This window comes from Geodermatophilus arenarius, from assembly GCF_042654585.1.
GTDB classification, from domain to species: domain Bacteria; phylum Actinomycetota; class Actinomycetes; order Mycobacteriales; family Geodermatophilaceae; genus Geodermatophilus; species Geodermatophilus arenarius.
The window spans coordinates 123,493-149,054 of sequence record NZ_JBHSGR010000011.1 but is presented as its reverse complement, the minus strand read 5'-3'; the positions used below and the strand labels follow the sequence as shown (position 1 = coordinate 149,054).

Sequence of the window (25,562 nt, the reverse complement as noted above, 5' to 3'; positions counted from 1 at the left end):
CGGGCCGGCGCGCTCGGCACCGGCCTGGTCGTCCTCGGCACCGCGCTGGCCGCCGTCGCGGCCACCGCGGTCGGCGCGGCGTCGGGCCTGGGTGGCCCGGAGGTCGCGGTCCTCGGCCTGGCCCCGCTGGCGCTGGCCGAGCCGCTGGCCGGCCTGGTGTCCGCGCTGCAGCGGCGCGGCGCGCTGGGCGACGCCCGCGCCCGCCTCGGCGCCGTCCTCACCGCCCCGGCACCCGCGGACCCCGCCGATCCGCTGCCCGCGCCCGCGCCGGTGCGCGACCTCGACGGCGCCGAGCTGGTCGCCGGCTGGCCCGGCGGCCCCGACGTGCTGCGCGGCCTCACCGCGCGGGCGGCCGCCGACGGCGGCCGGCTGGTGGCCGACGGCTCGTCCGGCTCCGGCAAGTCGACGTTCCTCGCCGTGCTGCTCGCGGCGCTGCGCCCGCGCGCGGGGCGCTACGCGCTCGGCGGCACCGACACCGCCCGGCTGACCGGCGCGGCCGTCCGCGCGCGCACCGCCTGGCTGCCGCAGGACGCGCACGTCTTCGCCTCGACGATCCGCGCCAACCTGGCCCTGGCCGCCCCGCGCGGCGAGCTGGCCGGCCCCGGCGGCGAGGCGCGGATGACCGCCGCGGCCGCCGCCGCCGTCCTCGGCCCGCTGCTGGCCGCGCTGCCCGACGGGCTGGACACCCCGGTCGGCGCCGGCGGCACCGCGCTGTCCGGCGGCGAGCGGCGGCGGCTGGCCGCCGCCCGCGCCCTGCTCGCCGACCGCGACGTCGTCCTGCTCGACGAGCCGACCGCGCACCTGGACCCGCCGACGGCGGCCGCCCTGGTGCGGGACCTGCGCGACGCGCTGGCCGGCCGGGTCGTCGTCTGCGTCACCCACGACGACGCCGTCGAGCAGCCCGGGGACACCGTGCTCGACCTGGGCGACCGGCTGGCGCTCACCGGCTGAGGACGGGATCCGACAGCGCACGTCCCGGCGCCGCCGGCCCCGCCCGGGGCCCGCCCCGAGCCTGCGGGGGTCCTTCCTCAGGCGGCAGCGGCGCCGGACCAGCGGCGGACGCCGGGCCGGACCCGGCGCACCTCGAAGCCCGGGCTGGCGGGCAGCCGCGGGTCGACGACGAGCGGCACGCCGGCCGGCTCACCGAGCGAGCGCGGACCGGTGCCGTGCCGGCCGAGCTGCGCGCACAGGCGCTCGTACAGCTCCGGCCGGACGGCGATCTCGCGGGGCGGCGCGGTGCCGGGCGCCCAGGCGACGGCGAGCAGGTCCCCGGCGGCGTCGGACGGGCCGGGGTGCGTGCTCGCGGGGAGGGAGACGACGGTGAGGGTCGTGGTGGCCATGACGAGCCTCCAGAGGCGGTTCCCCCGTGCTCCCGTACAACGCCGGGGGGAACGAGGTCATGCCTACCGCCTGGGTCCGACAGTTCCCCGTCAGTACCCAGGAGACGGCCGCGGACACCGCTGACGCAGGACTCCCGCGCGGGGACGGACGGCGACCGCCACACCGGGTCGCGCACCGGCCCTCCTCCGGCACCCCCGGCGGGTCGACACTGGCGGAGCCGTCCACGGGGGACCCGTCCTCGGGAGGGAGAGCACCGTGTCCGAGCACCCCAACCTCGTCCGCAGCCGCGAGGGCTACGAGGCGTTCGCCAAGGGCGACCTGGCCTTCCTGACCGAGCAGTGGCGCGAGGACGTCCGCTGGCACGAGCAGGGCACCACCGAGCTGGCCGGCGACTACGAGGGACCGCAGGCCGTCTTCGGCATGTTCGCCCGGATCATGGAGCTGACCGAGAACAGCTTCCGCGCCGAGCCGCTGCAGATGTGCGCCGACGACGAGTACGGCATCGCCCTGGTCCGGTTCACCGCCCGGCGCGGGACCGCGCACCTGGACACGCTGACCGCCCAGGTGGCCCGCTTCGACGGGGACGGGAAGCTGGCCGAGTTCTGGAACTGCCCCACCGAGCCGGCCGTCCTCGACGCCTTCCTCGGCGAGCAGCGGGCATGACGGATCCGGAGCACCCCAACGTCGTCCGGATCCACGAGGCGTACGCGGCCTTCGGCAAGGGTGACCTCGACCGCCTCCGTGAGCTGTTCGCCGAGGACGTCCGCTGGCACGAGCCCGGGCAGAACCAGCTCAGCGGCGAGTTCACCGGCGCCGACGAGGTCTTCGGGATGTTCGGGCGCCTCGCGGCGATCACCGAGGGGACCTTCCGGGTGGAGGTGCGGGCCGCCTTCGCCGACGACACCGACGGCGTCGGCGTCCTGCGGCTCACGGCCTCCCGCGGTGACCGGGCCCTCGACGTCCTCACGGCCCACGTCTTCCGCTTCGAGGACGGGCGGATCGCCGAGTTCTGGGAGGCGAACACCGACCAGGCCGCGATGGACGCGTTCTACAGCTGAGCCCGCCGACGACGAGGAGGCGACCGTGGCCGGCTCCCCGCACCCCCACGCCACCGTGCTGCTGGAGGCCTACGAGGCCTTCGGCAAGGGCGACCTCGACCGCCTGCCGGAGCTCTGGACCGACGACGTCCGGTGGCACGAGCCCGGAGCGCACCCGCTCGCCGGCGACTACACCGGTCCGCAGGAGGTCGTCGGCCTCTTCGGTCTGGCGTTCGAGGTCACCGAGGGCAGCCTGCGGGTCGAGGTGAGATCCGCCTTCGCCGACGACACCGACGGCGTGGCGGTCGTCCGCATGACCGCCACCCGCGGCGACCGGCACCTCGACGTCCTCGCCGCCCAGGTGCACCGCTTCGAGGACGGGCGGATCGCCGAGGTCTGGGACGCGCACACCGACCAGGCGGCGGTGGACGCGTTCTTCAGCTGACCCCGCCCGCGGGGAGCACCGGCCCCTCGTCCTTGAGCGCGACACCGGAGGCGCCCAGCTCACGGGCGGCCGACAGCAGGGCGGCCACGGTGTCGGCGGCCTGCGCGTAGGACAGCCCGTGCGGCGGGCGGACGTTGGAGACGCAGTTGCGCTCGGAGTCCACCCGCCCCGGCCGCGGGTCCCAGGTGAGGTAGACGCCGAGGGAGTCCGCCGACGACAGTCCCGGCCGCTCGCCGATGAGCACCACGACCGCGCGCACGCCGAGGGCCTCCCCCACCGCGTCGCCCAGCGCCACCCGCGCCTGCGTGGCGACCACCGGCGGCGCGACCGACCAGCCGGGCAGCCGCTCGAGCAGCGCGGCGGCCAGCGCCGGCCCGTGCGCCTGCACCGCCCGCGGGGACAGCCCGTCGGCCAGCACGACCGCGAGGTCGGCGCCGGTCCGCGGCAGCGCCGTCCCGTCCGCGAGCTGCCGGCCGAGGTCGGGGCGCTGCAGGTAGGTGGCGCGGTCGGGCGCGGCCGAGGCGACGGTCAGGACCTCCCCGCCGAGCGCCGCGCGGACCGCGTCGACGTCGAGCGGCGAGTGGACGGCGTCCCGGGCGGCGGCGTGCGCGGCGCGGAACTCCAGCTCGCGGTGCGTGGGCAGCGCGTCCCCGGCCCGCCCGAGCGCCACCCGCGCCCGGGTCGCCGCACGCAGCACCGCCCACGGGTCATCACCGTCCACGCGCGGGAGGCGGTCGCCGGTCACGAGGACGCCGCCGCGAGGAGGGCCCGCGCCGCCGGGGCGTCGGGGGCGAGCTCGCGCACCCGGCCGGCGTCGTCGAGCAGGTCCATCCGGGCCAGCCACGCCTCGAACTCCGGGGCCGGGCGCAGGCCGAGCACCTGCCGGGTGGTGAGGACGTCGGAGAACGACAGCGACTGGTAGTGCAGCATCACGTCGTCCGAGCCCGGGACGGCGATGACGAACGAGCAGCCGGCCGCGCCGAGCAGCAGCACGAGGGAGTCGGTGTCGTCGCCGTCGACCTCGGCGTGGTTCGTGTAGCAGACGTCGACGCCCATCGGCAGGCCGAGCAGCTTGCCGCAGAAGTGGTCCTCCAACCCGGCGCGCAGCACCTGCTTGCCGTCGTAGAGGTACTCCGGGCCGATGAACCCGACGACGGTGTTCACCAGCAGCGGGCGGAAGTGCCGGGCGACGCCGTACGCGCGGGCCTCGAGCGTCTGCTGGTCCACCGGCCGCCCGCCGACGCCGAGGTGCGCGCCGGCCGACAGCGCCGACCCCTGCCCCGTCTCGAAGTAGGTCACGTTCTCCCCGACGGTGCCGCGGCCCAGCGCGAGCGCCCCCGCGCGGGCCTCGGCGAGCAGGTCGAGGGTGACGCCGAAGCCGCGGTTGGCCTCCTGGGTGCCGGCGACCGACTGGAACACCAGGTCCACCGGCGCGCCCTGCTCCAGCGCCCGCAGCGTCGTCGTCACGTGGGCGAGCACGCACGACTGCGTCGGGATGCCGTAGCGGCCGATCACCGCGTCGACCAGCTCCAGCAGCGCCACCGCGCGGGCCGGGGAGTCGGTGGCCGGGTTGATGCCGATGACCGCGTCGCCGGAGCCGTGCAGGAGCCCGTCGACGATCGAGGCGGTGACGCCGACCGGGTCGTCGGTGGGGTGGTTGGGCTGCAACCGGGAGGCGAGCGTGCCGGGCAGCCCGACGGTGCTGCGCAGCCCGGTCACCACCCGCGTCCGCCGGCCGACGGCGACCAGGTCGGCGTTGCGCATGAGCTTCGACGTCGCCGCCACCATCTCCGGGGTGAGGCCCGGCGCGAGCGCGCTGATCGACGCCTCGTCGCCGGCCGCCGCCCAGGCCAGCAGGCGGTCGCGGAACTCGCCCACCGTCAGCGAGGCGACCGGCGCGAACGCCGCGGCGTCGTGGGTGTCGAGCACCAGCCGGGTGACGTCGTCCTCGTCGTAGCCGACCACCTGCTCGTCGAGGAAGGTGGCCAGCGGCAGGTCGGCGAGCACGGTCTGGGCGGCCACCCGCTCGGCGGCCGACCCGGCCGCGCACCCGGCGAGCACGTCCCCGGAGCGCAACGGGGTGGCCTTCGCCAGCAGCTCGACGACGGTGGGGAACTCGTAGGTGGAGCCGCCGAGGGTCGTGCGGCGGACGGTCACGGCGGCTCCCCGGGTCGGCGGCCCGGTCAGCGTGGCCCGGCGCCGCCCGGCGGGTCAACGGGGCGGACGGAACCGGACGCGCCGCTCACGGGATGCCGCGCCAGCGCCCCTTCTCGGCGTTGCCGGCCGGCCGGGACTCGAAGACGTTGCCCTCCGTCGGCTCCGTCCGGTGGTCGTCGGCGAGGGCGAACACGCGCAGCAGCGGGCCGACGAGGGCGTCGTAGACCGCCGGGAACAGCCGGAAGCCGAGGATGACGGCGGGGTTGGCGAAGCCGGACTGGATCAGCCGGCGCGGCCGGTCCAGCCGGGCGACGACCGAGCGGGCGACCCGCTCCGGCGAGTAGACCGGGATCGGCGGGCGGCCCTTGAGGCCGATGTAGCTGCCGGCCTGCGAGTAGATCGGGGTGTTCACCCCGCCCGGCGCCACCGCCGACACGTGGATGCCCGCGACGTCGCGCGTCTCCTGCTGCAGGACGCGGATCAGCCCCAGCTGACCCCACTTGGCGGTGATGTAGCTGCCCATGAGCGGCGTGGTCACCGAGGCGAGCAGCGAGCTCACCACCACCAGGTGCCCGGCGCCCTGGCGGCGGAACTGCGGGAGGACGACGCGGGCCAGGTTGGCCGTGCCGTGCAGGGCGGTGTCGACCACCCGCTCGTACACCGCCTTCGGCACGTCCTCGATCCGCCCGTAGGCGACCACCTGCGCGGCGTGGACGACGACGTCGAGGCGGCCGGAGCGGACCACGGTGCCCTCGACGACGTCGCGCAGCGCGTCCTCGTCGAGCACGTCGGCCGGGCAGACGACGACGTCGGCCGCGCCCTCGGCGCGGACCTCGGCCGCGGTCTCCTCCAGCGCCTCGCGGCCGCGCGCCAGCAGGACCAGCGACGCGCCCCGCCGGGCGAACAGGCGGGCGGTGGCGCGGCCGATGCCGCTCGAGGCACCGGTGATGAGCACGGTCTGGGGCATGCGGGGACGACTCCTCGGCTCGGCGGTCCTCCCCCGCTACCCCGGTCGGTTGCCCGCCATGCGATCGAGCACGCCGAGCAGCCAGCCCGGCCCGCGGACGTCGGTGCCCGCCGGCAGCCGGGCGCGCAGGCCGCGGTCGGCGGTCACCGCGAGCACCGTCCGGCCGGTGCCGGCCAGCGCGGCGGCCTCCGCGGCCAGGGCGTCGTCCCCGCTGCCGGCCGCGCGCACCAGGCGGACGCCGTCGGGGGCCGGGACCTCCCGCGCGGCGCCCTCGACGACGACCACCACCTCGTCGACGTCCACCCCGCCGTCGTCCACCCCGCCGACGTCCACCCCGCCGTCCCGGAGCGCCGCCTCGGCGAGCCGCCGCAGCAGCCGGGTGGTCGCGCCGGCGCGGTCGCGCCACCAGCCGTCGGGGCGGGCGCCGACGACGTTGGCGGCGTCGACGAGCAGGACGGCCACGTGTCCTCCCTGCGGGTGACCTCGTTCGCGCAGGTCCGGAGGCGGGTAACGGCGCGCCAGTTCCCCCAGACGAGGAGGTCCGATGGCGAGCACCGACCGTACCCACCACGACCACGACGCGACGGCGACCACCGAGGGCGCGCACGCCACCCGCGGCGCCGCCCGCGACGCGATCGACGCGCAGCGGGACCGCTTCGGCGGGATCAAGTGGGGCGCGGCCTTCTTCGGCTGGCTCTCGGCGAACGGGCTGGCGGTCGTCCTCGTCGCGCTGCTGGCCGCCGCCGGTGTGGGGCTCAGCCTCGCCGAGGTCGACGGCGTCGAGGACGTCCCGGCCGACCCGACCACCGCCCTCGGCGTCGCCGGCGGGATCGCGCTGCTGGTCGTCCTGTTCCTGGCCTACCTCGCCGGTGGGTACGTGGCCGGGCGGATGGCCCGCTTCGACGGCGCCCGGCAGGGGCTGGCGGTGTGGCTGATCGGGCTGCTCGTCGTCGTGCTGCTGGCCGCGGCCGGGACGGTGCTGGGGGCGCAGTACAACGTGCTCGAGCAGCTGAACCTGCCGCGCATCCCGATCGACGAGGGCACCGCGACCACCGCCGGGATCGTCACGCTGGCGGCGGTCCTGGTCGTCACGCTGGCCGGCGCCCTGCTCGGCGGCAAGCTCGGCACCCGCTACCACCGCAGGGTCGACCGCGCCGGCTTCGGTGTCTGACCGACCGCGGGGCCCCCGTCGACGACCGGGGCCCCGCGGTCGTACCCCGGCCATACGCTGCGCCGCATGTGCCGCAACATCCGCCCCCTGTCGAACTTCGAGCCGCCGGCCACCGAGGACGAGGTCCGGGCCGCGGCGCTGCAGTACGTCCGCAAGATCAGCGGGTCCACGCACCCGTCCCGGGCCAACGCGGAGGCCTTCGAGCGCGCCGTCGAGGAGGTGGCCGCCGCGTCCGCCCGGCTGCTGGAGTCCCTGGTGACGACGGCCCCGCCGAAGGACCGCGAGGTCGAGGCGGCCAGGGCGCGCGCCCGCGCCGCCGTCCGCTACGGGACCTGAGACGCCAGCGGGTCGTGCACGACCCACTTGCTCCCCCGGGCATGGCCTCCGGCGGAGCGGGTAGGGGGCGGTCTCCCGACCCCTTCCCCTCCAGGAGAGTCCCGATGGCCCGCAACACCCTGTCCCGCGCCCTGCACGACCTCGGTCTGTCCGCCTGGTTCGGCGGCACGCTGGCCAACGCCGTGGCCCTCAACGCCGCCGCAGCGGACGCCGGCGGGGACGCCGGCCGGGTCGCCAACACCGGCTGGAACCGGTGGACGCCGGTGAACGCGCTGGCCATCGGCGCGCACCTGGTCGGCAGCGTCGGCCAGCTCATCGGCAACCGCGGCCGGGTGGCCCAGCAGGAGGGCGTGGCCGGCATGTCCGCCGTCAAGACCCTGCTCACCGCCGCCGCGCTGGGCGTCACCGCCTACAGCCGCTCGCTGGGCCAGATCGTCAACAGCCAGGACAACCCGTCGGCGAAGTCCGGCACCAAGCCCACCAAGCGCACCAAGGCCGAGATCGCCCACGCGCAGCAGCAGCTGGACTCGCTGCAGTGGGTCATCCCGGCGCTGACCGGCGCGCTCGTCGCCGTCAGCTCCTACGCGGGTGAGCAGCAGCGGCCCGGCGAGGTCGCGAAGGGCGTCGCCCGCCGCTGACCGCGGCACCGCCCCGCCCGCACCGACCCGGAAGGGGACCCGTGTCCCGGACCGATGCCCGCACGACCACGTTCTCCGGCAACACCGTGGCGGGTCCGGGCCCGGGTGGCCGCGGCGCCACCGTCTGCGCGCACTGCAGCGACGGCCTCGGCCGGCCGCGGCCGGTGCCGCCGGGCTCGTGGCGCGACCGCGTCCGGCAGAACCCGCCGCTGCACCTGGCGTACCGGATCGCGGTGTTCGTGGCCGGGCTGCTGTTCGTGCTGCTCGGCGTCGCGCTCACCGTGCTGCCCGGGCCGCTCACGATCCCGCCGGTCCTGGCCGGGCTGTGGGTGTGGTCGACGGAGTTCGACTGGGCGCGGCGCTTCTTCGCCGCGTTCCGCCGCAAGGCGGTCGCGGCGTGGCATCACGCGAGGCAGCACCCGGCCGGCTCGGCGGCGGCGACCGTCGGCGGGCTCGCGGCGGCGGCGCTGGCGTTCTGGGCGGTCGGGCACTTCTCCCTGGTCGACCGGGCCACCACCGCGCTCGGCCTCGGCTGACCGCACGTCCCCGGCCGCCGTCCGCACCCGCGGACGGCGGCCGGCGCGTGTCCGGGCCCGCTCCGCGGGCACACCGGAGACCGTGGCCGGACCGCACGCCCTGCCCCGCCGGCTGCCCCGGCTGGTCCGGCGCGGGCGCACCCCCGGGCTGCGCACCGGGAAGACCGTGCTCGCCGCGGTGCTGGCGTTCCAGGTCGCGACCTGGCTGGACACCAGCAGCTCGCCGGTCCTCGCGCCGCTGACCGCGCTGCTGGTCGTGCAGCTGACGATGTACGAGACGGTGGCGACCGGCTGGGAGCGGATCGCCAGCGTCACCGCCGGCGTCCTGATCGCGGCGCTGTTCGCCTCCGTCGTCGGCCTGTCCTGGTGGAGCCTCGGGCTCGTCGTCGGGCTGTCGCTCGTCGTCGGCCGGCTGCTGCGGCTGGGGCCGCACCTGGCCGAGGTGCCCATCAGCGCGATGCTCGTGCTGGCCGTCGGCGGGGCGGAGAGCGCGGCGCTGGCCCGCGTCACCGAGACGCTGGTCGGCGCGGCGGTCGGGGTGCTGGTCAACCTGGTGGTCGCGCCGCCGCTCTACGTCCAGCCGGCCGGCGAGGCGATCGCGGAGCTCGCCGAGCGCATGGCCGGGCTCTGCGAGGACCTCGCCGCGGCGCTGCGCGGCCCGTGGTCGCGCCGCCTCACCGACGAGCTGCTGGCCCGCGCCCGTGCGGTGAGCACGGAGGTGGCCCGCGCCGACCGCCGGCTCGCCCGCACCGAGGAGAGCGCCCGCCTCAACCCGCGCGGGCGGGCGGCGCGGGAGGCCCAGCCGCGGCTGCGGAACACGCTGACCGCCCTCGAGCGGGTGCACGTCACCCTGCGCAACATCGCCCGCGTGCTGCTGGACCGCACCTACTTCCTGCCCGAGGACGACGCCGACCGGGCGTGGTCGCGGCCGGCGCGGGAGGCGCTGGCCGACCTGCTGGTCGCCGTCGCGGCCACTCTCCGCGACGCCGCGGCCGTGGCGGCCGGCACCGGGCCGGCCGCCGGCATCGACCCCGCCTGCCTGGAGACGCTGCTCGCGCTGCGCGGGCGGCTGGCCGAGGCGCTGCTCGTCGACCCCCGGGCCGATCCCGCCGCCTGGTCCCAGCACGGCGCCCTGCTCGACGCCCTGGACCTGCTGCGCGTGGAGCTGGGCACCGCGCTGCAGCCGCCGGCGGCGTCGTGGGCGCCGCCCCCGCTGGCCGCGGCGCAGCGGCGCGCGGTCCGCCGGGCGATGACCTGGCGCCGGCGCCGCTGACCTCAGGGAGCGGTGAGCACCACGGGGCCGTCGTCGGTGACCGCGACGGTGTGCTCGACGTGTGCCGCGCGCCGGCCGTCGGCGGTGACCACCGCCCAGCCGTCCTTCTTGTGCCTGTACCGGTCGCCGCCGGCCAGGAGCATCGGCTCGATGGCCAGGGTGCTGCCGGCGTGCAGGCGCACCCGGTCCAGGCCGGCCGACGGCCGGTTGGGCACGAACGGCGGCTCGTGCATCGAGCGGCCGATGCCGTGCCCACCGTGGTCGGGCAGGTGCGCGTAGCCGTACCGCCGGGCGACGTCGTCGACGGCGCGGGCGACGTCCTGCAGCGTCGCGCCGGGCACCGCGGCGGCGATGCCGGCGGCGAGCGCCTCCTCGGTCGCGGTGACCAGCCGCGCGTCGTCGTCGGAGGCCTGCTCCCCCACCAGCAGCGAGATCGCGGCGTCGCCGTTCCAGCCGTCGACGACGGTGCCGCAGTCCACGCTGAGCAGGTCGCCGTCCTTCAGCCGCTGGCCGCTGGGGCGGCCGTGCACGACGACCTCGTTGGGCGACAGGCACAGCACGCCGTTGTAGGCCGTCGGCGCCCACGCCGGCTTGTAGCCGAGGAACGACGACGTCGCGCCCGCCTCGTACATCGTGGTCTTGGCGAGGTCGTCGAGCTCGCGCAGCCGCACGCCGGGGACCGCCGCCGCCCGCACCGCGGCCAGCGTCCGCGCCACCACGCGCCCGGCCTCGCGCATGGTGTCGAGCTCGTCGGCGGTCCGCGGGGGCAGCACGGTCAGGTCCACGCCCCCGACGGTACGAGACGCCCGGCGCACGGCTGGCCGCGCCGCCCGGCCGGTGCCACGGTGACCGCCATGGACTTCCGCAGGGTCAGGCCCGGGCAGTGGCACAGAGCCGCCCGCATCGAGATCACCGAGCCCGGCGGGCTCCCGACGGCGCGCGAGGTGCACGAGCGCTGCCACGTCCTGTTCACCGAGGGCTGGTGCTGGGTGGAGACCTCCGACGGCAGCATCGACGTCTACCCCGCCTACCGGGTGCGCGCCGCGCACGACCTGCGCGAGGCCGACCAGGCCGACGAGGTCCCCGGGACGGCGCCCAGCCCGCTGCTCTAGCCGGCGTCCGTCCCCCGCCGGACGTCGCCGGGGTCGGGCGTGCGGAAGACCGTGTCCTGGCCCTCGGCGCCCGGGGGCGACCCGCCGCCCTCCTCGGGACGGTCGGGCTCCTCGCCGCCCACGCCGAACCCCTCGGCGGGCGGCGGTGCGCCGGCGCCCGGGTCGGCGGCGGCGACCTCGTCGTCCGGGCGGTACCGGTTCGGCGTCATCGGCTCCCACATCGACATGGCCCTCCCCTACCCCGCGCGGGCTCCTCCGGTCGACGCCCGGGTGACCAGCGGGTGACCAGCAGGTGATCACCGGGCGTACGGCGGGTACACGGCCCTCCGAACGGCCGGGATCACGGGGATCCGCGGGGCGGCCGGTCACGGAGGGAGCGCGCGACGATGGCGACGACGGGCTCTGGTCAGCGGGCACGACGGGACGCCCGGCCGGTCCCCGCCCAGCACGGGATGGACGGCGCGGACGACGGGCGGCGGGAGAGCCGCGCCGAGCGGATCGACCGCGAGCTGATGGAGCTGCTCAACGAGCTGCGCGTGGCGCTGCCCGGGGTCCAGTTCCTCTTCGCCTTCCTGCTCATCGTGCCGTTCCAGCAGGCGACGTCCCGCGCGACCGACTTCCAGCGCGACGTCTACTTCGTGACCCTGGTCGCCGCCGTGGCGGCCACCGCGCTCCTCATCGCCCCGGCCGCGCAGCACCGCGCGCTGTTCCGCCAGCACGACAAGGAGGACCTGCTGCGGCGCAGCAACCGCAACGCCTTCCTCGGCCTGTGCGTGCTCGCCGTCGCGATCGTCTCGGCGGTGGTGCTGGTGGTCGACTTCCTCTTCGCCCTCCCGCAGGCGCTGGTCACCGGCGGCGTCGTGGCGCTGCTGCTGGGCTGGCTGTGGATCGGCAGCCCGGTCGTGCAGCGCGCCCGCGGCGGCACCGGCCGCCACTGACACCGGGGCACGTGTCCGCCCCAGCCGACCGTCGGACCCGGATGGCCCACTCCCCGGCCCCGAGCGGGCCACCGGGGTTCACCCCTCCGACGGGGTGGGCCGGCCGAGGGCGGCGCAGACGGCGTCGGCGACGGTGTCCGGGTCCTCGTGCTCCCAGAACCGCAGCACCCGCCAGCCGAGCCCGATGAGGACGGCGTCGGCGCGACGGTCGCGCGCGACGTTGCCCGCGAGCTTCGCCGCCCACCAGTCGCGGTTGGCCCTCGGCAGGTGCCCGCACTCCGGGCAGCCGTGCCAGAAGCACCCGGTAAGGACCCCGTCCCCTCACCCCTCGCAGGCTCGGGGCGAGCCTCTGGACGGGGCCGGGGCCGGACGTCGACGCGGTAGCGGACGCCGCGGGCGTGCAGCCGCCGCCGCACCGCCAGCTCGGGAGCGGTGTCGCGCCGGCCCTGCCGCCGGAAGCGGGCTGCCACCGCCTCGGACGACGGCGCGGGCGCGGGCCCGGGACCGGGCGTCGGGTCGGAGCCGGCCGGGGACACCCCCGCATCCTGCTCCGCGGCACCGACGGTCCGGCGGCGCCGCTCCCCTAGGCTGGCGTCCCGTGCAGACGGCGGTGACGACGGGTGCCCCGCCGCGACCGGACGGCGGCCCCCTCCGCTGGTCCCCCGTCGAGCTGCTCCCACCGGCGGTCCTCGCTCTGCTGTGCGCCGTGCTGCTGGCCCCCGGGCACGGGCTCTGGTTCGACGAGGCGTTCACCGCCGAGGTCGCCCGCCGCCCGCTGGCCGACATCCTGCGCGCGATCGTCACCGGCGAGGGCGTGAGCAGCTACCTCGCCGACGTCCCGCCCTCCTACAACGCGCCCTACTACCTCGTCGTGCACGCCTGGGTGTCGCTGCCCGGGGCGGGCGGCGACACGTCGCTGCGGGTGCTCTCCGTGCTGGCCACCGCCGGCGGGCTGGCGCTGGTCACCCGGGCGGTCACCCGGCTGGCCGGGCGGGCGGCCGGCGTGCTGGCCGGCGTGGTGCCCGCCACCGCGCCGCTGCTGCTCGAGCAGGCCGTGGAGGCGCGCAGCTACGGGCTGGCCGTCCTTGCCACCGGCGGGGCGTTGCTGGGCCTGACCCGCTGGCTGCAGACCGGGCGCGGGCTGCTGCTGTTCGGCCTCGCCGGCGCCGGCATGGGCCTCGCGCACTGGTACGCGGTCACGGTGCTGGCGGCGTTCGTCGTCGCGGCGCTGCTGCTCCGCGGGCGGGCGGCCGTCCGGGTCGCCGTCGTCGGGACCCTCGCCGCCCTGCCGGTCGCCGGCCTGGTCGGCGTCAACCTGCTCAACGGCACCGGCGCGCGCAACGCCGAGCACCTGCGCGACACCGGCGGCACCCTGGCGGACCTGGCCGTCGAGGCGTGGGCCGGCGGGCGCACGCCGCTTCTCCACCTCACCGTCGGGCTGGCCGTGGTCGGCGCGCTGCGCGGCGCGGGGCTGCGGGTGGTCGGCGTCTGCTGGGTGCTGGTGCCGCTGCTGCTCCTGCTGGCCGCCGAGACGGTCCGGCCGGTCTACCTGCCCCGCTACCTGCTGGCCGGGCTGGTCGGGCTCGGCGTGCTCGCCGCCGCCGGGGTCACCGCCCTCCCCCGGGGCGCGCGGACGCCGGTGGCCGCGGTCCTGGTCGGCCTGTCGCTGGTGGCGAGCGCGCCGCTCGCCACGCGGGAGCCGCGGGAGCGGTCGGACGACGTCGTCGCGCTCCTGCTGCGCGAGCAGCGGGCCGGTGAGCCGGTGGTGGCCGCCGACCAGCGCGCGGCGCTCGGGCTCGACCACTTCGTGCGCACGACGGGCCCGCGGCTGCGCCCCGACGTCGTCCTGCCGCCCGACGACGCCCCCGCCGGCGCCGACCGCGTCTGGCTGGTCCGGCGGCTGATCGACGGCGAACCGGTGCCCACCGACGACGACGCGGTCCTCAGCGACGCCGGGCTGTCGCTGACCCGGACCGAGGACTTCCCGGCGGCGAAGACCGACCTCGTCGTCCAGCTCTGGGAGCGCTGACCCCGCGCGAGGCGGCCCAGGCCAGCGACCGCAGCGACTGCCGCAGCCGCGCGCGGGCGGTCCACGCCGAGGTCCCCACCGGCCGGCGGTCCCGGGCGACCGGCACGCTGGTCAGCGGGGCGCCGGCCAGGCCGGCGGCGAGCACGACGCTGGGCGCGTCCCCGGCCGGCACGGTCGCGACGACGGCGTCGCGCACCGCCGGTCCGAGCGCGAGGAACGCGCCGGCGTCGGGCGGCAGGCCGGTGAGCCGGGCGGCGACCCGCCGGTGCAGCTCGCCGGTCACCCGGCGCACCGGGGACTCGTACCGCCCGCGGCGGCCGGCGAACACCGCGCCGACGTCACCCCGGGCCAGCCGGTCGAGCAGGACCGGCACCGCCTCCGGCGGGTCCTGCAGGTCGGCGTCGAGGCACACCCACACGTCGGCCTCCTCGTCGGCCAGCCCCGCGGCCAGCGCCCGGTGCTGCCCGACGTTGACCTCGAGCGCGGTGACCGCCACCCGCGGGTCGGCCGCCAGCTCGCGCGCGACCGCCAGGCTGCCGTCGGGCGAGGCGTCGACCACCAGGCGCAGCCGCCAGTCCCGCCCGGCCAGCGCCGCGGCCAGCCGCTCCGCCAGCGGCCGCAGCGTCGCCTCGTTGCCGTACACCGGGACGACGACGGCGACGCGGGGACCGCTCACGGCGCCGCCCACGTGCGCGCCAGCCCGTCGGCGAGGTCGACCGTCGGGGTCCAGCTGAGGAGCGTGCGGGCGGCGCGCGGGTCGCACACCCAGTCGGCGGCGTCCCAGTGCCGGCCGGGGTGGGCGCCCGGGGCGGTGGCGATCTGCCGGCCGGTGACCCGCTCGGCGGTCGCGACCAGCTCCGCGACGTCGGTCTGCACGCCGGTGCCGACGTTGACCACGGTGCCCGGAGGGAGGTCGTCGGCCAGCGCGGCCCGCAGGCAGGCGTCGACGACGTCGCCCACCCACACCCAGTCGCGGCGGCTGACCCCGGCCGGCAGCGGCACGGTCGCGCCGGTGCGCGCGGCGGCGAGCACCACCGGCACCAGCCGGGTCGGGTGGTCGCCGGGCCCGTAGACCTGGAAGGCGCGCAGCACCGCCGCCCGCACGCCGCGCTCGGCGGCGGCCGCCTGCAGCAGCAGCGACCCGGCCGCCTTGGTGGCGCCGAAGAAGCCGCGCGGCCGCAGCGGGGCGTCCTCGGCCAGCGGCACCGGTGCGGCCGCGTACTCGGTCGACGAGCCGAGCCGCACGACGGCGCGGCAGTGGTCGGGCAGGGCGTCGACCAGCCACGGGCTCGTGTTCACCGCGACCGTGGCGGCGCGCTCGGCCGGGGTCGCCTTCGCCCGCCCGGCGGCCAGGGAGAAGACGACGTCGGGGGCGGCGGCGCGGACCGCGGCAGCGGCGGCGGCCGGGTCGGCGAGGTCGACGTGGGCGCGGGTCAGCCCGGTGACGTCCCAGCCGTCGGCGCGCAGCCGCGCCACCAGGTGCCGGCCGACGAAGCCGCCGGCGCCGGTGACCAGCGCCCGGCCGTTCACGCGAGGACGGGCACGGGCGCGGCGGCAGCCTCCACGGCGGCCACGAAGGCGTTCCGCCGGTCGGCTGCGGTCGGCGCGTCGGCACGGGTGAGGTCGGCCAGGGAGGCGAGCAGGCGCGGCACCTCCACGAACGGGTCGCGCCCGGCCATGTCCGCGGTGAACGAGCGGCGCAGGAAGGTGAAGCCGGTGCCCAGCCGCACGAGTTCGGCGGCCAGCAGGTCCCCGGGAACCGGGGACCCCCTGCCGGGCAGGGTCAGCCCGCCGACGCCGAAGGGCACCGGGACGGCGGCGCGCACGGCCTCGACGGTGCCGTCGACCAGCGGCCGGAACAGCTCCCGCGACCGCCGGTCGATGCGCAGGTCGTTCAGTCCGACGTAGACCCGCGACAGGGGCCGCCGGGCCAGCTCGGCGACCCGGTCGACGGCGTCCTGCGTCTCGACCAGGATGCCCAGCCCGCAGCGGCCGGCTACCACGTCCAGCGTGCGGTCGACCTCCTCGGGCGTGCGGACCATGGGCAGCAGGACCTCGTCGGCGCCTGCCGCCACCGCGTCGGCCACCTCGCGCGCCGTCCACGGACCCGCGGCGTTGATCCGGCACAGCACCCGCCCGTCGGTCGCCGCGCGCACGCGCTCGAGGTCCGCGAGGGTGTCGGCGTTGATCTGGGTGCCCTCGCCGGCCTGCCGGCGGTGCTTCCCGCGGCGCTCCCAGTCGACGACGAGCCCGGCCGCACCGGCCGCGACGACGTCGCGTCCCCAGGCGGCGTCCACGGTGAAGAGGAACAGGTCCACGCAGTGAGCTTAGGCACACCTAACCCACAGCCGGCGCCCAGGGTCAGGCAGCGGCCGGGGCCCGCGGGACCGGCGGCGGCGCGACCGGAGGCACCGGGAACGGCACCGCCGTCCCCTGCACGGTGACGGTGACCTCCGCGCCGCGCAGCGGCAGGTCCGCGCCCTCGGTGCGCGCGCTCACCCGCCGGCCCGACGGCAGCTCCAGCTCGACGCGCGCGTCGTGCCCGTAGAAGTCGACGTCGCGCACCCGGGCGCCGGGACCGGTCGTCAGCCGCAGCTGCTCGGGACGGAGCAGCACCCGGACCGGGCCGTCCGGGCAGGGCCGGGCCAGCACCAGCTCGCCCAGCTCCGAGGCCACCCGACCCCCCGCGGCGACGCCGTCGAGCACCACGGCCTCGCCGACGAAGGCGGCCACGTCCAGGTCGCGCGGGTCGCGGTAGAGCGTGCGCGGATCGGCCAGCTGGGCGAGCGTCCCGCCGCGCAGGACCGCCACCTGGTCGGCGGTCGACAGCGCCTCCGCCTGGTCGTGCGTGACCAGCACGGCGGTCGCGCCGGTGGCCCGCAGCGCCTCGACGACGGCCCGCCGGGTGTCCTCCCGCAGCGCGGCGTCGAGGGACGAGAACGGCTCGTCGAGCAGGACCAGCGACGGCTCGGGCGCCAGGGCCCGGGCCAGCGCCACCCGCTGCTGCTGGCCGCCGGAGAGCTGGTGCGGCGCGCGGCCGGCGAGCGCGGCGTCGAGGCCGACGAGGGCGAGCAGCCCGGCGATCCGCACCCGGTCGCGGCGCAGCCGGCGGGGCAGGCCGAAGGCGACGTTGCCCGCCACGCTCAGGTGCGGGAACAGCCCGCCCTCCTGGGGCACGAACCCGATGCCGCGCCGGCGGGCGGGCACCGTGCGGCCCGCCCCGGACACCACCCGGCCGCCCAGCTCGACGGTCCCGGCGTCGGGGTCGTCGAAGCCGGCGACGATGCGCAGCAGCGTCGTCTTCCCGCAGCCGGAGGGACCCAGCAGTGCGGTCGTCGTCCCGGTGGGGACGTGCAGGTCCACCCCGGTGAGCACGGGGGTGCGGCCGTAGGACTTCGCCAGGCCGGTGACGGTCAGCGCGCTCATGTGGTCAGACCTCGTCGGACGTCTCGGGAGAGCAGCACCGTGGCCGGTGCCGAGAGCAGGACCATGACGACGGCGTAGGGAGCGGCGGCGCCGTACTCCAGGGCGCTGCTGGCCGACCAGAACGCCGTCGCGAGGGTCCGGGTGCCGGTGGGGGCGAGCAGCAGGGTGGCGGTGAGCTCGGTGACCACCGCGAGGAACACCAGCGCCGCGCCCGCGCCGATCCCCGGGGCCAGCAGCGGGAGGGTCACGCGCCAGAGCCGGGCCGGTGCGGAGGCGCCGAGGGAGGCCGCGACGTCGTCGTGCACCGGCGGCGACTGCTCCACCGCCGCGCGCACCGTGACGATCGCCCGGGGCAGGAAGAGGATCGCGTAGGCGGCCAGCAGCACCGGGACGGTCTGGTAGAGCGCCGGCACCACCCGGATGCTCACCGTGACCAGCGCCAGCGCGACGACGATCGCCGGCACGGCGCTGCCCAGGTAGGTGGTGCGCTCGAGCACGGTGGCGAGCGGCCCGCGGCGGCGCACGGCGAGCCAGCCGGTCGACAGGGCCAGTGCGGTGGTGACGGCCGCGGCCGCGGCGGCCAGCGCGAGCGTCGTCCCGGTGGTGGTGGCCAGGGCCGCCCAGTCGATCCGCGCCGAGGCGCCGGTGAGGAACCAGGACGCGAGCGCGGCGACCGGGACGACCAGCGAGAGGCCCACCAGCGCTGCGAGGGCCAGCAGCACCGGCCCGGTGAGCAGCCCGAGCCGGACCGGGCGCGGCCGGCGGGCGGCGCCGGCCCCGGTGCGGGCGTAGCCGCGGGCGCCGCGCAGCCGGATCTCGGCCACCAGCAGCACCAGGCACAGCAGCACGAGGACGCCCGCGAGCATGGTGGCGGCCGGCCCGTTGAAGGTGGCGCGGTACTGGTCGTAGACCGCCGTCGTGAAGGTCGGGTAGCGCAGCATCGCCAGGGCGCCGAACTCGGCCAGCACGTGCAGGGCGACCAGCAGCGCCCCGCCGAGCACCGCCACCCGCAGCTGGGGCAGCTGCACCCGCCGGAACACCGCCCAGCCCGACAGGCCCAGGCCCCGCGCGGTCTCCTCGAGCGCCGGGTCGGTGCCGCGGAGGGCGGCGACCGCGGGCAGGTACACGAACGGGAAGTAGGCCAGTGAGACGACCAGCAGCGCGCCGCCGTACGTGTCCAGCCCGGGTAGCAGGGAGATCCACGCCGAGCCGGTGACGAACGCGGGCAGGGCCAGCGGCGCGACCATCAGCACGTGCCACACCCGGCGGCCGGGCAGCGCGGTGCGCTCGACCAGCCAGGCCGCGCCCACGCCGAGCACGACGCACACCGCGACCGAGCCGGCGACCAGCCGGACGGTGTTGCCCAGCAGCTCGGCGACCCGCGGCCGGAGGACCAGCTCCGCCACGCCGCCCCACCCGACCTCGGCGACGGCGACCGCGATGTGCACGAGGGGCAGCAGCGCGAGCGCCGCCACGGCGACGGCCAGCGCCACCGTCACCGGCGCGCGCCGGGCCCGGGACGCGCGCCGGCCCCGCGACGCCGGCGTCGCGGGCGCCGCGGGGCGCGGACGGGCGGGGACCGGGGAGGCGCTCAGAGCAGGCCCACCTCCTGCATGAGCTCGGTGACCCGCTCCTGGTCCAGCGAGCCGGGGTCGACCGCCGGCGCGCCGAGGGTGTCCAGCGGCGGCAGCGCCTCGGCGGAGGCGACCCCGGTGCCGACCGCGTACTCCAGGGCGGTGCTCTCGGCCAGCCGCTCCTGCGCCTCCCGGCCGGTCAGCCAGGCGACCAGCCGCTGGGCGTCGTCGGGCTGGTCCGACGAGGCGAGGACGCCGGCCCCGGAGACGCTGAGGAAGGCGCCCGGGTCCTGGTTCCCGAAGAGGTGCAGCCGGGCGTCGTCACCCTTCAGACCGCCCTCGGCCTGGTCGCGGTACCAGTAGTAGTGGTACATGACGCCGGCGTCGATCTCGCCCTCGTCGGCGGCCACCATCACGGCGGTGTTGCTCTGGTAGACGCCGGCGTTGCGCTCGAGCCCCTCCAGCCACGCCCGGGTGGCGTCCTCGCCGCGCAGCGCCAGCACCGCGGCGACGATCGCCTGGAAGTCCGCACCCCCGGCCGCGATGCCGATGCGGCCCTCCCACGCCGGGTCGGCCAGGTCCAGGATCGACTCCGGCAGCTGGTCCTCCGGCAGCGCGGTGGGGTCGTACACCAGCACCGTCGAGCGGGCGGCGAAGCCGGTCCAGGTCCCCGACGACGGGCGGAACTGCGCACCGACCTGGTCCAGGGTCCCCTGCTCGAGCGGCGCGAGCAGGCCCTCGCGGTCGAGGACGGCGATCGACGGGCTGTTCTCGGTGAGGAAGACGTCGGCGGGCGAGGCGTCGCCCTCCTGCACGATCTGGTTGGCCAGCTCCGCGTCGTTGCCGTCGCGGAACTCCACCTCGATGCCCGTCTCCTCGGTGAAGCCCTCGAGCATCGTGCGCACCAGGCTCTCGTGCTGGGCGCTGTACACCGTGAGCGTCTCCGCGTCCGACGCCCCGGCGCTCCCGCAGGCGGCCAGCGCGCCGGACAGGCAGACGGCGGTCAGGACGGCGGCGGTGGCCCGCCCGGGCGTGGTCACGGGTCCTCCAGGAAGACGTGCACGGCTGGGGTCGACAGCCAGGGTAGGCACACCTAACCAGATGCGCTGACGGGCAGGGGGACCGATGAGTCCCTCCTCCCTCCCCGGTCGGAAGCGTCAGACCCGCGCGGGACCGTGCGGGCACCCGACTCGGGAGCAGGGGGTGGGGCACGTGACCGCGTACGTCGGTGATGCGGCGCCGGTCGGTGGGCGGGCGCCCGGGAGCGACGGTGTCCCGGCGATCGAGGCCGTGGGCCTGGTCAAGCGCTTCGGCACCACGACGGCGGTCGCCGGGGTCGACCTGCTGATCCCGCGGGGCGGCGTGCACGGCTTCCTCGGCCCCAACGGGGCCGGCAAGACGACGACGATCCGCATGCTGGCCACCCTGCTCCCGCCCGACGGCGGCACCGCCCGGGTGTTCGGCCACGACGTCGTCACCGACGCCGACGCCGTCCGCGGGCGGGTGAGCCTGACCGGCCAGTTCGCCTCCCTGGACGAGGTGCTCAGCGGCGCGGAGAACCTGCTGCTGCTCGCCCGGCTGCTCGGCTACTCGCGGGCCGCCGCCCGCCAGCGCACCGACCAGCTGCTGTCGGCGTTCGGCCTCACCGAGGCCGCGGGCAAGCAGGTGAAGAACTACTCCGGCGGCATGCGGCGGCGGATCGACATCGCCGCGAGCATCGTCGTCCGGCCGGACCTGATCTTCCTCGACGAGCCGACCACCGGCCTGGACCCGCGCAGCCGCAACCAGGTGTGGGACGTCGTGCGGGCACTGGTCCGCGGCGGGACGACGGTGCTGCTGACCACCCAGTACCTCGACGAGGCCGACCAGCTCGCCGACCGCATCTCCGTCATCGACGCCGGCCGCGTCATCGCCGAGGGCACGCCGGGTGAGCTGAAAGCGTCGGTGGGGTCGGGCACGCTGCACGTGCGGGTCGGCGACCCGGCCCGCCGGGGCGCGGCCCGCGAGCTGCTCGAGCGGGTGCTGGCCGTGCCGGTGACCGAGGACGGCGACCCGGCGGCCCTCACCGCCGCCGTGCCCGACGCCGGGCCGGCCGCCCGGGCGCTCACCGAGCTGGAGGCCGCCGGCATCCCGCTGGCCCAGTTCGCCCTCGGGCAGCCGAGCCTCGACGAGGTCTTCCTCGCCCTCACCGGCCGGCCCGCCGAGACCGCCGCTCCGTCCGCCCCCGACCCGGAGGACCCGCGATGACCACCCTCGACAGCCCGTCGGCCGCGACCGCCTCCGCCGAGGTCACGGCCCCGGACACCGACGCGGTCCTCGCCGCCCTCGGCTCCGCGGAGCGCCCGCGGCCGCAGGGCCCGCTGGCGGCGTCGGCGACCTTCGGCCGGCGCACCCTGCTGCGGATCAAGTACGTCCCGGAGCAGCTGTTCGACGTCACCGTCTTCCCGGTGATGCTCACGCTGATCTTCACGTACCTGTTCGGCGGCGCCCTGGCCGGCTCGGTCGACCGCTACCTGCAGTTCTTCCTGCCCGGGATCCTCGTGCAGAGCATCCTCATGATCACGATGTACACCGGGGTGGCGCTCAACACCGACATCGAGAAGGGCGTCTTCGACCGCATCCGCTCGCTGCCGGTCTGGCGGCCCAGCGCGCTGGTCGGCGCGCTGCTCGGCGACGTCGTCCGGTTCACCCTGGCCTCGGCGGTGGTCGTCGGCCTGGGCCTCGCGCTCGGGTTCCGGCCGCAGGGCGGGCCGGGCGGGGTGCTGGCGGCCGTGGCGCTGCTGCTGGTCTTCGCCTTCGCGCTCGGCTGGATCTGGACCTACCTGGCGCTGGTCGTGCGCACGCCGAACGCGGTCATGGGCTGGAGCATGCTGGTCATCACGCCGCTGACGTTCGGCAGCAACATCTTCGTCGACCCCGCCACGATGCCCGGCTGGCTGCAGGCCGTCGTCGAGGTCAACCCGGTCAGCCACCTGGTCAGCGCGGTGCGCGGGCTGGTGCACGGCGAGGTCGCCGGCTCCGACGTCGTCCTCGTGCTGGTGTGGGCGGCCGTGCTGGTGGCCGTCCTCGGCCCGCTGACGATGCGCCGCTACCGCACCCGCAACTGACGTCGGCTACAACGGGAGGGTGCCCGACTCGCAGCCGATCCTCCGCACCGCACCCTTCGCCGAGCTCACCCCGTTCGAGGTGTACGCCCTCTGCCGGTTGCGGGTCGACGTCTTCGTCGTCGAGCAGGAGTGCCCGTACCCCGAGCTCGACGGCCGGGACACCGAGCCGGCCACGCGCCACCTGTGGTTCGAGGAGGACGGCGAGGTGCTGGCCACGATCCGCGTCCTCGACGACGGCGCGAGCCGGGCGATCGGCCGGGTCGCCACCGCCGCCTCCGCGCGCGGGCGGGGACTGGCCGCGCGGCTGATCGAGGCCGGGATCGAGCTGTGCGCGGGCGCCCCGATCACGCTGGGCGCGCAGGCGCACCTGCAGGGCTGGTACGAGCGCTTCGGCTTCCGGCTCAGCGGGCCCGGCTACGTCGAGGACGGCATCCCGCACGTGCCGATGCGCCGCGAGCCGGCCTGACCCGCGCTCAGACCGCCGTCGCCGGTGCCAGGTCGGCGGCGCCGAACGCGGCGTCGAACCGGTCGCACCAGATGACGACGCTCGTCCAGCCGGTCGCGTCGACCCCCGCGGGCACGGCGTAGTTCTGGTCGCCGACGTTGCCCTTGAGCGGCCCGAGGTCGACGAACTCCGCGTCGAAGGCGGCCTCCTCGCCGGTGGCCGGGTTCTGCGACAGGTACACGTACAGCGCCGGGCCGTTGGAGGTCTCGAAGCCCTCCAGCCGGACGACGACCTGCCCGTCGGGGAGCCGCACCACCCGCGCGGTGCCGACGGTCTCGTGCTCGCGGGAGACGAACGTGCCGGTGGCGAGGTCGACCGGCCCGGGCGGCGCCACGGTGACGACCGCTGCCCCGCCGCCGGTCCCCGGGGTCTCCGCCGCGGCCGCCGACGGCAGGCTCTCGTCCACCCGGTCGTCGTAGAAGAGCTTCTGCGGCTGGAACCAGACGAGCGTGACGGCGGCCAGCGCCACCACCACGACCGCCGCCGCCAACCAGATCCAGGTCCTCCGCCGCGCTGCCACGGCGGCGGACCCTAGCCGCGGCCCCGCCGACCGTGGGGCTCCGCGGGCGTGGCTGCCCGGTGAGCGGGTACCGCGCGCCCCATGGCAGACGACGGGACCCCCGGCGGGTTCGCCGGACGGCTCGGTGCGACGGTGGAGGACGCCGGCGACGGCGCCGCGACGCTGGCGTTCGAGGTCCGCGACGAGCACCTGAACCCGGCGGGCACGCTGCACGGCGGCGTCGTCGCGACGCTGGTGGACACGGTGATGGGCCAGGCGGTGCGCAGCACCACCGGCGACGGCGAGGTGCCCGCGACCAGTCAGCTCACCGTCACCTACCTGCGCCCGGGCAGGCCCGGCCCGCTCGAGGTCCGCGGCCGGGTGCGCACGCGCGGCGAGCACCTGACCATCTGCGAGGCCGACGTCGAGCAGGAGGGCAGGGCGCTGGCGCACGCCGTCGCGACGTTCGCGCTGCTCGAGCGCTGAGAACGCACGAGCGCCCCGCCGGCCGGGCCGGCGGGGCGCTCGGGTGGGGAGCTCGGATCAGGCGACGGGCTCGAGGCAGTAGACCGTGCCCTCGTCGCCGGTGTTGCCGTACCAGAGCGCCTCGGTGGCCGAGGCGAAGTCGATGCAGGTGTCGGGGTCGGCGAGGTACTCGCTCTCCGTCTGCTCCTCCTCCTCGACGCCGACCACCCGGAGCTCGGCCGCCGGGTCGTCGCAGTCGACGACGTCGACCTCCGACGAGCCGGTGGACTGGACGCAGTCGCCGACCTCGGGGGCGCCGAAGTCGACGAAGCGGAACGCGGCGATGCCGCCCGCGACGGCGACCGCGGCGACGACGCTGCCGATCCTCCTGCCCTTGCCCGGCTTCCCGGCCGGCGCCGGGCCGCCGGAGGGACCCGGCTGACCGGGCCGGCCGGGACCGAACTGCCCCGGGACGCCGGGCTGGCCGAACGCGGGCTGACCGGGCTGGGCCTGAGCGAACGGCGGCTGGCCGGGCTGGCCGTACGGCGGCTGGCCGGTGTGGGGCTGCCCCCACGCGCCGGGCTGCGGCGGACCGCCGGCGGGCGGCTGCCAACCCCCCGGCTGCGGGGCGCCCTGCGGCGGGACGGGCCGGCCGGGCTGCGGGCCCCCTGCCGGCGGCGGGGTGCCGGGCTGTCCCGGGTTCGTCATCACGTGCTCCTCGGTGCTCCGACCGGCGCCGGGGTGGCACGCGGTCCGACGGGCACCCTCACACACGGCGAACGCGCTGGTCAGGAGGACGCGCCGCGGCATCCCCCGCGCGGGTCAGGTCGCGACCGGGGCAGGGACGGGGTCCTCGAGCACGACGCTGACGCTCGCGGGGGCGCCGGACGGGTCGTCCTCGTACACCTCGTCGTCGTCCCCGGTGCCGCACTGGCTGACCAGCAGGATGAAGGCGAACACCAGCACGATCAGGCCGAGGAAGGTCCCGAAGAACATCGCCCGGCCGCGCTTGGGCCGCGGCTGCATGCCCCGCCGCGCGTCGTCGGGGTCGGGCGGACGGGCGGCCTGGGACATGGGCGGGCTCCTCGTGCAGGACGGACGGGGCGGCGTGTGCTGCGCCCTCTCTCCCCACACATGCCCAGCCGGCCCGCCGGTACGCCTGCGGGACGCGGCGGCGGGCGGCACGATCGCGGCATGACCACAGCCACGTGGAACGGGACCGTCGTCGCGGAGTCCGACGACGTCGTCGTCGTCGAGGGCAACGCCTACTTCCCGCGCGAGTCGGTGCGCGAGGACGTGCTGCGCCCGTCGGCGACGCACACCACCTGCCCGTGGAAGGGCCGGGCCTCCTACTTCTCCCTCGAGGTCGACGGGCGGACCAACCCCGACGCGGCCTGGTACTACCCCGAGCCGGAGGACGCGGCGAGGTAGATCACCGGCCGGGTGGCCTTCTGGCGGGGCGTCGAGGTCCGCTGACGCGCCGAGGGCCCGGCCGCCGCGGCGGCCGGGCCCTCGCGGCGGTCGATCAGGCGCCGGGGCGTCCGCCGGCGAGCTCGCGGGCGGAGGCGGCCTCGTCGGGCGCGAGGTCGGCGCTGCGCTCCTGGCGCTCGATGGCCCGGTGGTAGGCCTCCCAGGCCTGGTCCGGGGTGACGCCCAGTGCCGCGGCGATCTGCTCCCAGCTCGCCCCGCCGCGCAGCGCGGCGCGGAAGCCGATCAGCTGGCTGTCGTGGGCCTTGCGGGCGATGACCTCGCCGAGCGCGAGGATCTCCAGGGACTCCGGCACGTCGAGAGAGGTCTGCTCGCTCAGCAGCGAGGCCCAGTCGTCGTCGTTCCGGTCACGGACGGTGTTGAGCGTCGTCGCCCCGGAGTCCCGCCGGCTGAGGAAGTCGAGGCGGGTGGCGGCCGTCTGGAGCGAGAACTCCTGCTCCAGGGCCTCGGGAGTGATCTGCATGCCCCCACCTTCCCCGAGGAACCGGACGGTCGCGACCGGCTGCGACGCGGATCTC

At 77.1% G+C, this 25,562-nt stretch carries 34 protein-coding genes; 17 read left to right on the top strand and 17 right to left on the bottom strand.

What is annotated here, in order from left to right; all coding sequences use genetic code 11:
• The coding region (locus ACFO3M_RS12125; RefSeq protein WP_387988849.1) for an ATP-binding cassette domain-containing protein at window positions 1–951 on the top strand (951 nt) is incomplete at its 5' end.
• Window positions 952–1,028: 77 nt separating this feature from the next.
• Here the strand turns inward: ACFO3M_RS12125 and ACFO3M_RS12120 are convergent.
• Window positions 1,029–1,340, bottom strand: coding sequence for a hypothetical protein (locus ACFO3M_RS12120; protein ID WP_387988848.1), 312 nt, complete (start codon window positions 1,338–1,340; stop codon window positions 1,029–1,031).
• 256 nt (window positions 1,341–1,596) lie between these two features.
• Between ACFO3M_RS12120 and ACFO3M_RS12115 the strand changes: the two genes are divergently transcribed.
• Genes ACFO3M_RS12115 through ACFO3M_RS12105 form a run of 3 tightly spaced genes read left to right on the top strand, consistent with a single transcriptional unit; the run spans window position 1,597 to window position 2,823 of the window.
• Window positions 1,597–2,004 (top strand): nuclear transport factor 2 family protein, encoded by a 408-nt coding sequence (locus tag ACFO3M_RS12115; RefSeq protein ID WP_387988847.1) that lies wholly within the window; start codon window positions 1,597–1,599, stop codon window positions 2,002–2,004.
• Window positions 2,001–2,399 carry a nuclear transport factor 2 family protein gene (locus ACFO3M_RS12110; RefSeq protein ID WP_387988846.1) on the top strand — a complete coding sequence of 133 codons (399 nt, stop codon included), beginning with the start codon at window positions 2,001–2,003 and terminating at the stop codon, window positions 2,397–2,399. The genes ACFO3M_RS12115 and ACFO3M_RS12110 overlap by 4 nt, the downstream gene beginning before the upstream one ends.
• Window positions 2,400–2,424: 25 nt before the next feature.
• On the top strand, window positions 2,425–2,823 hold the full coding sequence (locus ACFO3M_RS12105; protein ID WP_387988845.1) for a nuclear transport factor 2 family protein: 399 nt from the start codon (window positions 2,425–2,427) through the stop codon (window positions 2,821–2,823).
• Here the strand turns inward: ACFO3M_RS12105 and eutC are convergent.
• From eutC to ACFO3M_RS12085, 4 genes are all read right to left on the bottom strand, one after another.
• Window positions 2,816–3,544, bottom strand: a complete 729-nt coding sequence (eutC, locus tag ACFO3M_RS12100) for an ethanolamine ammonia-lyase subunit EutC (RefSeq protein ID WP_387988844.1) — start codon at window positions 3,542–3,544, stop codon at window positions 2,816–2,818. The two genes, ACFO3M_RS12105 and eutC, sit on opposite strands and share 8 nt — an antisense overlap.
• Window positions 3,545–3,564: 20 nt before the next feature.
• Window positions 3,565–4,980 (bottom strand): ethanolamine ammonia-lyase subunit EutB, encoded by a 1,416-nt coding sequence (locus ACFO3M_RS12095; RefSeq protein ID WP_387988843.1) that lies wholly within the window; start codon window positions 4,978–4,980, stop codon window positions 3,565–3,567.
• A gap of 85 nt (window positions 4,981–5,065) precedes the next feature.
• Entirely contained in the window at window positions 5,066–5,947 is an 882-nt protein-coding gene (locus ACFO3M_RS12090; protein ID WP_387988842.1) for an SDR family NAD(P)-dependent oxidoreductase, read from the bottom strand.
• A 36-nt stretch (window positions 5,948–5,983) separates the two neighbouring features.
• Window positions 5,984–6,409 carry a hypothetical protein gene (locus ACFO3M_RS12085; protein ID WP_387988841.1) on the bottom strand — a complete coding sequence of 142 codons (426 nt, stop codon included), beginning with the start codon at window positions 6,407–6,409 and terminating at the stop codon, window positions 5,984–5,986.
• Between the two features lie 82 nt (window positions 6,410–6,491).
• On the opposite strand from ACFO3M_RS12085, the gene ACFO3M_RS12080 reads away from it, so the two are divergent.
• From ACFO3M_RS12080 to ACFO3M_RS12060, 5 genes are all read left to right on the top strand, one after another.
• Entirely contained in the window at window positions 6,492–7,118 is a 627-nt protein-coding gene (locus tag ACFO3M_RS12080) for a hypothetical protein (protein ID WP_387988840.1), read from the top strand.
• A 66-nt stretch (window positions 7,119–7,184) separates the two neighbouring features.
• Window positions 7,185–7,454 carry a DUF2277 domain-containing protein gene (locus tag ACFO3M_RS12075; RefSeq protein WP_387988839.1) on the top strand — a complete coding sequence of 90 codons (270 nt, stop codon included), beginning with the start codon at window positions 7,185–7,187 and terminating at the stop codon, window positions 7,452–7,454.
• A 104-nt stretch (window positions 7,455–7,558) separates the two neighbouring features.
• Window positions 7,559–8,092, top strand: coding sequence for a hypothetical protein (locus tag ACFO3M_RS12070; RefSeq protein WP_387988838.1), 534 nt, complete (start codon window positions 7,559–7,561; stop codon window positions 8,090–8,092).
• 41 nt (window positions 8,093–8,133) lie between these two features.
• The gene (locus ACFO3M_RS12065; RefSeq protein WP_387988837.1) at window positions 8,134–8,628 is read left to right on the top strand and encodes a PGPGW domain-containing protein; all 495 of its coding nucleotides are present in this window, start codon (window positions 8,134–8,136) and stop codon (window positions 8,626–8,628) included.
• Between the two features lie 82 nt (window positions 8,629–8,710).
• A complete protein-coding gene (locus tag ACFO3M_RS12060) occupies window positions 8,711–9,901 on the top strand; it encodes an aromatic acid exporter family protein (RefSeq protein WP_387988836.1) in 1,191 nt (396 codons plus the stop codon).
• 2 nt (window positions 9,902–9,903) lie between these two features.
• Here ACFO3M_RS12060 and map read toward each other — a convergent pair whose 3' ends face one another.
• Window positions 9,904–10,686, bottom strand: a complete 783-nt coding sequence (map, locus tag ACFO3M_RS12055) for a type I methionyl aminopeptidase (protein WP_387988835.1) — start codon at window positions 10,684–10,686, stop codon at window positions 9,904–9,906.
• A gap of 69 nt (window positions 10,687–10,755) precedes the next feature.
• Here map and ACFO3M_RS12050 point away from each other — a divergent pair, with 69 nt between their 5' ends.
• A complete protein-coding gene (locus ACFO3M_RS12050; protein WP_387988834.1) occupies window positions 10,756–11,013 on the top strand; it encodes a hypothetical protein in 258 nt (85 codons plus the stop codon).
• Here ACFO3M_RS12050 and ACFO3M_RS12045 read toward each other — a convergent pair.
• A complete protein-coding gene (locus ACFO3M_RS12045) occupies window positions 11,010–11,240 on the bottom strand; it encodes a hypothetical protein (protein ID WP_387988833.1) in 231 nt (76 codons plus the stop codon). The genes ACFO3M_RS12050 and ACFO3M_RS12045 overlap by 4 nt on opposite strands.
• 159 nt (window positions 11,241–11,399) lie before the next feature.
• On the opposite strand from ACFO3M_RS12045, the gene ACFO3M_RS12040 reads away from it, so the two are divergent.
• Together ACFO3M_RS12040 and ACFO3M_RS12035 are read left to right on the top strand one after the other, a co-directional pair.
• Window positions 11,400–11,951 (top strand): DUF6328 family protein, encoded by a 552-nt coding sequence (locus tag ACFO3M_RS12040; RefSeq protein WP_387988832.1) that lies wholly within the window; start codon window positions 11,400–11,402, stop codon window positions 11,949–11,951.
• Between the two features lie 598 nt (window positions 11,952–12,549).
• A complete protein-coding gene (locus ACFO3M_RS12035) occupies window positions 12,550–13,980 on the top strand; it encodes a hypothetical protein (protein ID WP_387988831.1) in 1,431 nt (476 codons plus the stop codon).
• Here the strand turns inward: ACFO3M_RS12035 and ACFO3M_RS12030 are convergent.
• The 6 genes from ACFO3M_RS12030 to ACFO3M_RS12005 form a co-directional block, all read right to left on the bottom strand.
• The gene (locus ACFO3M_RS12030) at window positions 13,895–14,656 is read right to left on the bottom strand and encodes a glycosyltransferase (protein WP_387988830.1); all 762 of its coding nucleotides are present in this window, start codon (window positions 14,654–14,656) and stop codon (window positions 13,895–13,897) included. The two genes, ACFO3M_RS12035 and ACFO3M_RS12030, sit on opposite strands and share 86 nt — an antisense overlap.
• Complete coding sequence (locus tag ACFO3M_RS12025) at window positions 14,653–15,510, bottom strand: NAD-dependent epimerase/dehydratase family protein (protein ID WP_387988829.1); 858 nt, start codon at window positions 15,508–15,510, stop codon at window positions 14,653–14,655. The genes ACFO3M_RS12030 and ACFO3M_RS12025 overlap by 4 nt, the downstream gene beginning before the upstream one ends.
• On the bottom strand, window positions 15,507–16,298 hold the full coding sequence (locus ACFO3M_RS12020) for an aldolase (RefSeq protein WP_387988828.1): 792 nt from the start codon (window positions 16,296–16,298) through the stop codon (window positions 15,507–15,509). Before ACFO3M_RS12020 ends, ACFO3M_RS12025 begins: the two co-directional genes overlap by 4 nt.
• 43 nt (window positions 16,299–16,341) lie before the next feature.
• Entirely contained in the window at window positions 16,342–17,406 is a 1,065-nt protein-coding gene (locus tag ACFO3M_RS12015; RefSeq protein ID WP_387988827.1) for an ABC transporter ATP-binding protein, read from the bottom strand.
• Window positions 17,403–18,905: an ABC transporter permease gene (locus tag ACFO3M_RS12010; RefSeq protein ID WP_387988826.1), complete on the bottom strand. Its 1,503-nt coding sequence runs from the start codon at window positions 18,903–18,905 to the stop codon at window positions 17,403–17,405. Before ACFO3M_RS12010 ends, ACFO3M_RS12015 begins: the two co-directional genes overlap by 4 nt.
• A gap of 92 nt (window positions 18,906–18,997) precedes the next feature.
• Window positions 18,998–20,020: an iron ABC transporter substrate-binding protein gene (locus ACFO3M_RS12005; protein WP_387988825.1), complete on the bottom strand. Its 1,023-nt coding sequence runs from the start codon at window positions 20,018–20,020 to the stop codon at window positions 18,998–19,000.
• Window positions 20,021–20,192: 172 nt separating this feature from the next.
• Here ACFO3M_RS12005 and ACFO3M_RS12000 point away from each other — a divergent pair, with 172 nt between their 5' ends.
• The 3 genes from ACFO3M_RS12000 to ACFO3M_RS11990 are packed head-to-tail and all read left to right on the top strand — an operon-like array spanning window position 20,193 to window position 22,553.
• The gene (locus ACFO3M_RS12000) at window positions 20,193–21,227 is read left to right on the top strand and encodes an ATP-binding cassette domain-containing protein (protein ID WP_387988824.1); all 1,035 of its coding nucleotides are present in this window, start codon (window positions 20,193–20,195) and stop codon (window positions 21,225–21,227) included.
• Window positions 21,224–22,087 carry an ABC transporter permease gene (locus ACFO3M_RS11995; RefSeq protein ID WP_387988823.1) on the top strand — a complete coding sequence of 288 codons (864 nt, stop codon included), beginning with the start codon at window positions 21,224–21,226 and terminating at the stop codon, window positions 22,085–22,087. Before ACFO3M_RS12000 ends, ACFO3M_RS11995 begins: the two co-directional genes overlap by 4 nt.
• A 19-nt stretch (window positions 22,088–22,106) precedes the next feature.
• A complete protein-coding gene (locus tag ACFO3M_RS11990; protein WP_387988822.1) occupies window positions 22,107–22,553 on the top strand; it encodes a GNAT family N-acetyltransferase in 447 nt (148 codons plus the stop codon).
• Window positions 22,554–22,560: 7 nt separating this feature from the next.
• On the opposite strand, the gene ACFO3M_RS11985 is transcribed toward ACFO3M_RS11990, so the two are convergent.
• The gene (locus ACFO3M_RS11985) at window positions 22,561–23,112 is read right to left on the bottom strand and encodes a DM13 domain-containing protein (protein ID WP_387988821.1); all 552 of its coding nucleotides are present in this window, start codon (window positions 23,110–23,112) and stop codon (window positions 22,561–22,563) included.
• Window positions 23,113–23,193: 81 nt separating this feature from the next.
• Between ACFO3M_RS11985 and ACFO3M_RS11980 the strand changes: the two genes are divergently transcribed.
• The gene (locus ACFO3M_RS11980) at window positions 23,194–23,577 is read left to right on the top strand and encodes a PaaI family thioesterase (RefSeq protein ID WP_387988820.1); all 384 of its coding nucleotides are present in this window, start codon (window positions 23,194–23,196) and stop codon (window positions 23,575–23,577) included.
• A 57-nt stretch (window positions 23,578–23,634) separates the two neighbouring features.
• On the opposite strand, the gene ACFO3M_RS11975 is transcribed toward ACFO3M_RS11980, so the two are convergent.
• Both ACFO3M_RS11975 and ACFO3M_RS11970 read right to left on the bottom strand, forming a co-directional pair.
• The gene (locus ACFO3M_RS11975) at window positions 23,635–24,264 is read right to left on the bottom strand and encodes an LppU/SCO3897 family protein (RefSeq protein WP_387988819.1); all 630 of its coding nucleotides are present in this window, start codon (window positions 24,262–24,264) and stop codon (window positions 23,635–23,637) included.
• Window positions 24,265–24,378: 114 nt separating this feature from the next.
• Window positions 24,379–24,630, bottom strand: coding sequence for a hypothetical protein (locus ACFO3M_RS11970; RefSeq protein ID WP_387988818.1), 252 nt, complete (start codon window positions 24,628–24,630; stop codon window positions 24,379–24,381).
• A 120-nt stretch (window positions 24,631–24,750) separates the two neighbouring features.
• Here ACFO3M_RS11970 and ACFO3M_RS11965 point away from each other — a divergent pair, with 120 nt between their 5' ends.
• Window positions 24,751–24,987, top strand: a complete 237-nt coding sequence (locus ACFO3M_RS11965) for a DUF427 domain-containing protein (protein ID WP_387988817.1) — start codon at window positions 24,751–24,753, stop codon at window positions 24,985–24,987.
• Between the two features lie 94 nt (window positions 24,988–25,081).
• On the opposite strand, the gene ACFO3M_RS11960 is transcribed toward ACFO3M_RS11965, so the two are convergent.
• Window positions 25,082–25,507: a hypothetical protein gene (locus tag ACFO3M_RS11960; RefSeq protein ID WP_387988816.1), complete on the bottom strand. Its 426-nt coding sequence runs from the start codon at window positions 25,505–25,507 to the stop codon at window positions 25,082–25,084.
• Window positions 25,508–25,562 lie beyond the last annotated feature (55 nt).

What these genes read in the sequence shown, in the direction of transcription:
- ACFO3M_RS12110 (WP_387988846.1), top strand. Translation starts at nt 2,001, where the DNA reads ATGACGGATCCGGAGCACCCCAACGTCGTCCGGATCCACGAGGCGTAC.
- ACFO3M_RS11970 (WP_387988818.1), bottom strand. Translation starts at nt 24,630, where the DNA reads ATGTCCCAGGCCGCCCGTCCGCCCGACCCCGACGACGCGCGGCGGGGC.
- ACFO3M_RS11995 (WP_387988823.1), top strand. Translation starts at nt 21,224, where the DNA reads ATGACCACCCTCGACAGCCCGTCGGCCGCGACCGCCTCCGCCGAGGTC.
- ACFO3M_RS12045 (WP_387988833.1), bottom strand. Translation starts at nt 11,240, where the DNA reads ATGTCGATGTGGGAGCCGATGACGCCGAACCGGTACCGCCCGGACGAC.
- ACFO3M_RS11975 (WP_387988819.1), bottom strand. Translation starts at nt 24,264, where the DNA reads ATGACGAACCCGGGACAGCCCGGCACCCCGCCGCCGGCAGGGGGCCCG.
- ACFO3M_RS11980 (WP_387988820.1), top strand. Translation starts at nt 23,194, where the DNA reads ATGGCAGACGACGGGACCCCCGGCGGGTTCGCCGGACGGCTCGGTGCG.
- ACFO3M_RS12120 (WP_387988848.1), bottom strand. Translation starts at nt 1,340, where the DNA reads ATGGCCACCACGACCCTCACCGTCGTCTCCCTCCCCGCGAGCACGCAC.
- ACFO3M_RS12090 (WP_387988842.1), bottom strand. Translation starts at nt 5,947, where the DNA reads ATGCCCCAGACCGTGCTCATCACCGGTGCCTCGAGCGGCATCGGCCGC.
- ACFO3M_RS12050 (WP_387988834.1), top strand. Translation starts at nt 10,756, where the DNA reads ATGGACTTCCGCAGGGTCAGGCCCGGGCAGTGGCACAGAGCCGCCCGC.
- ACFO3M_RS12080 (WP_387988840.1), top strand. Translation starts at nt 6,492, where the DNA reads ATGGCGAGCACCGACCGTACCCACCACGACCACGACGCGACGGCGACC.
- ACFO3M_RS12075 (WP_387988839.1), top strand. Translation starts at nt 7,185, where the DNA reads ATGTGCCGCAACATCCGCCCCCTGTCGAACTTCGAGCCGCCGGCCACC.
- ACFO3M_RS12070 (WP_387988838.1), top strand. Translation starts at nt 7,559, where the DNA reads ATGGCCCGCAACACCCTGTCCCGCGCCCTGCACGACCTCGGTCTGTCC.
- ACFO3M_RS12040 (WP_387988832.1), top strand. Translation starts at nt 11,400, where the DNA reads ATGGCGACGACGGGCTCTGGTCAGCGGGCACGACGGGACGCCCGGCCG.
- ACFO3M_RS11965 (WP_387988817.1), top strand. Translation starts at nt 24,751, where the DNA reads ATGACCACAGCCACGTGGAACGGGACCGTCGTCGCGGAGTCCGACGAC.
- ACFO3M_RS12015 (WP_387988827.1), bottom strand. Translation starts at nt 17,406, where the DNA reads ATGAGCGCGCTGACCGTCACCGGCCTGGCGAAGTCCTACGGCCGCACC.
- ACFO3M_RS11960 (WP_387988816.1), bottom strand. Translation starts at nt 25,507, where the DNA reads ATGCAGATCACTCCCGAGGCCCTGGAGCAGGAGTTCTCGCTCCAGACG.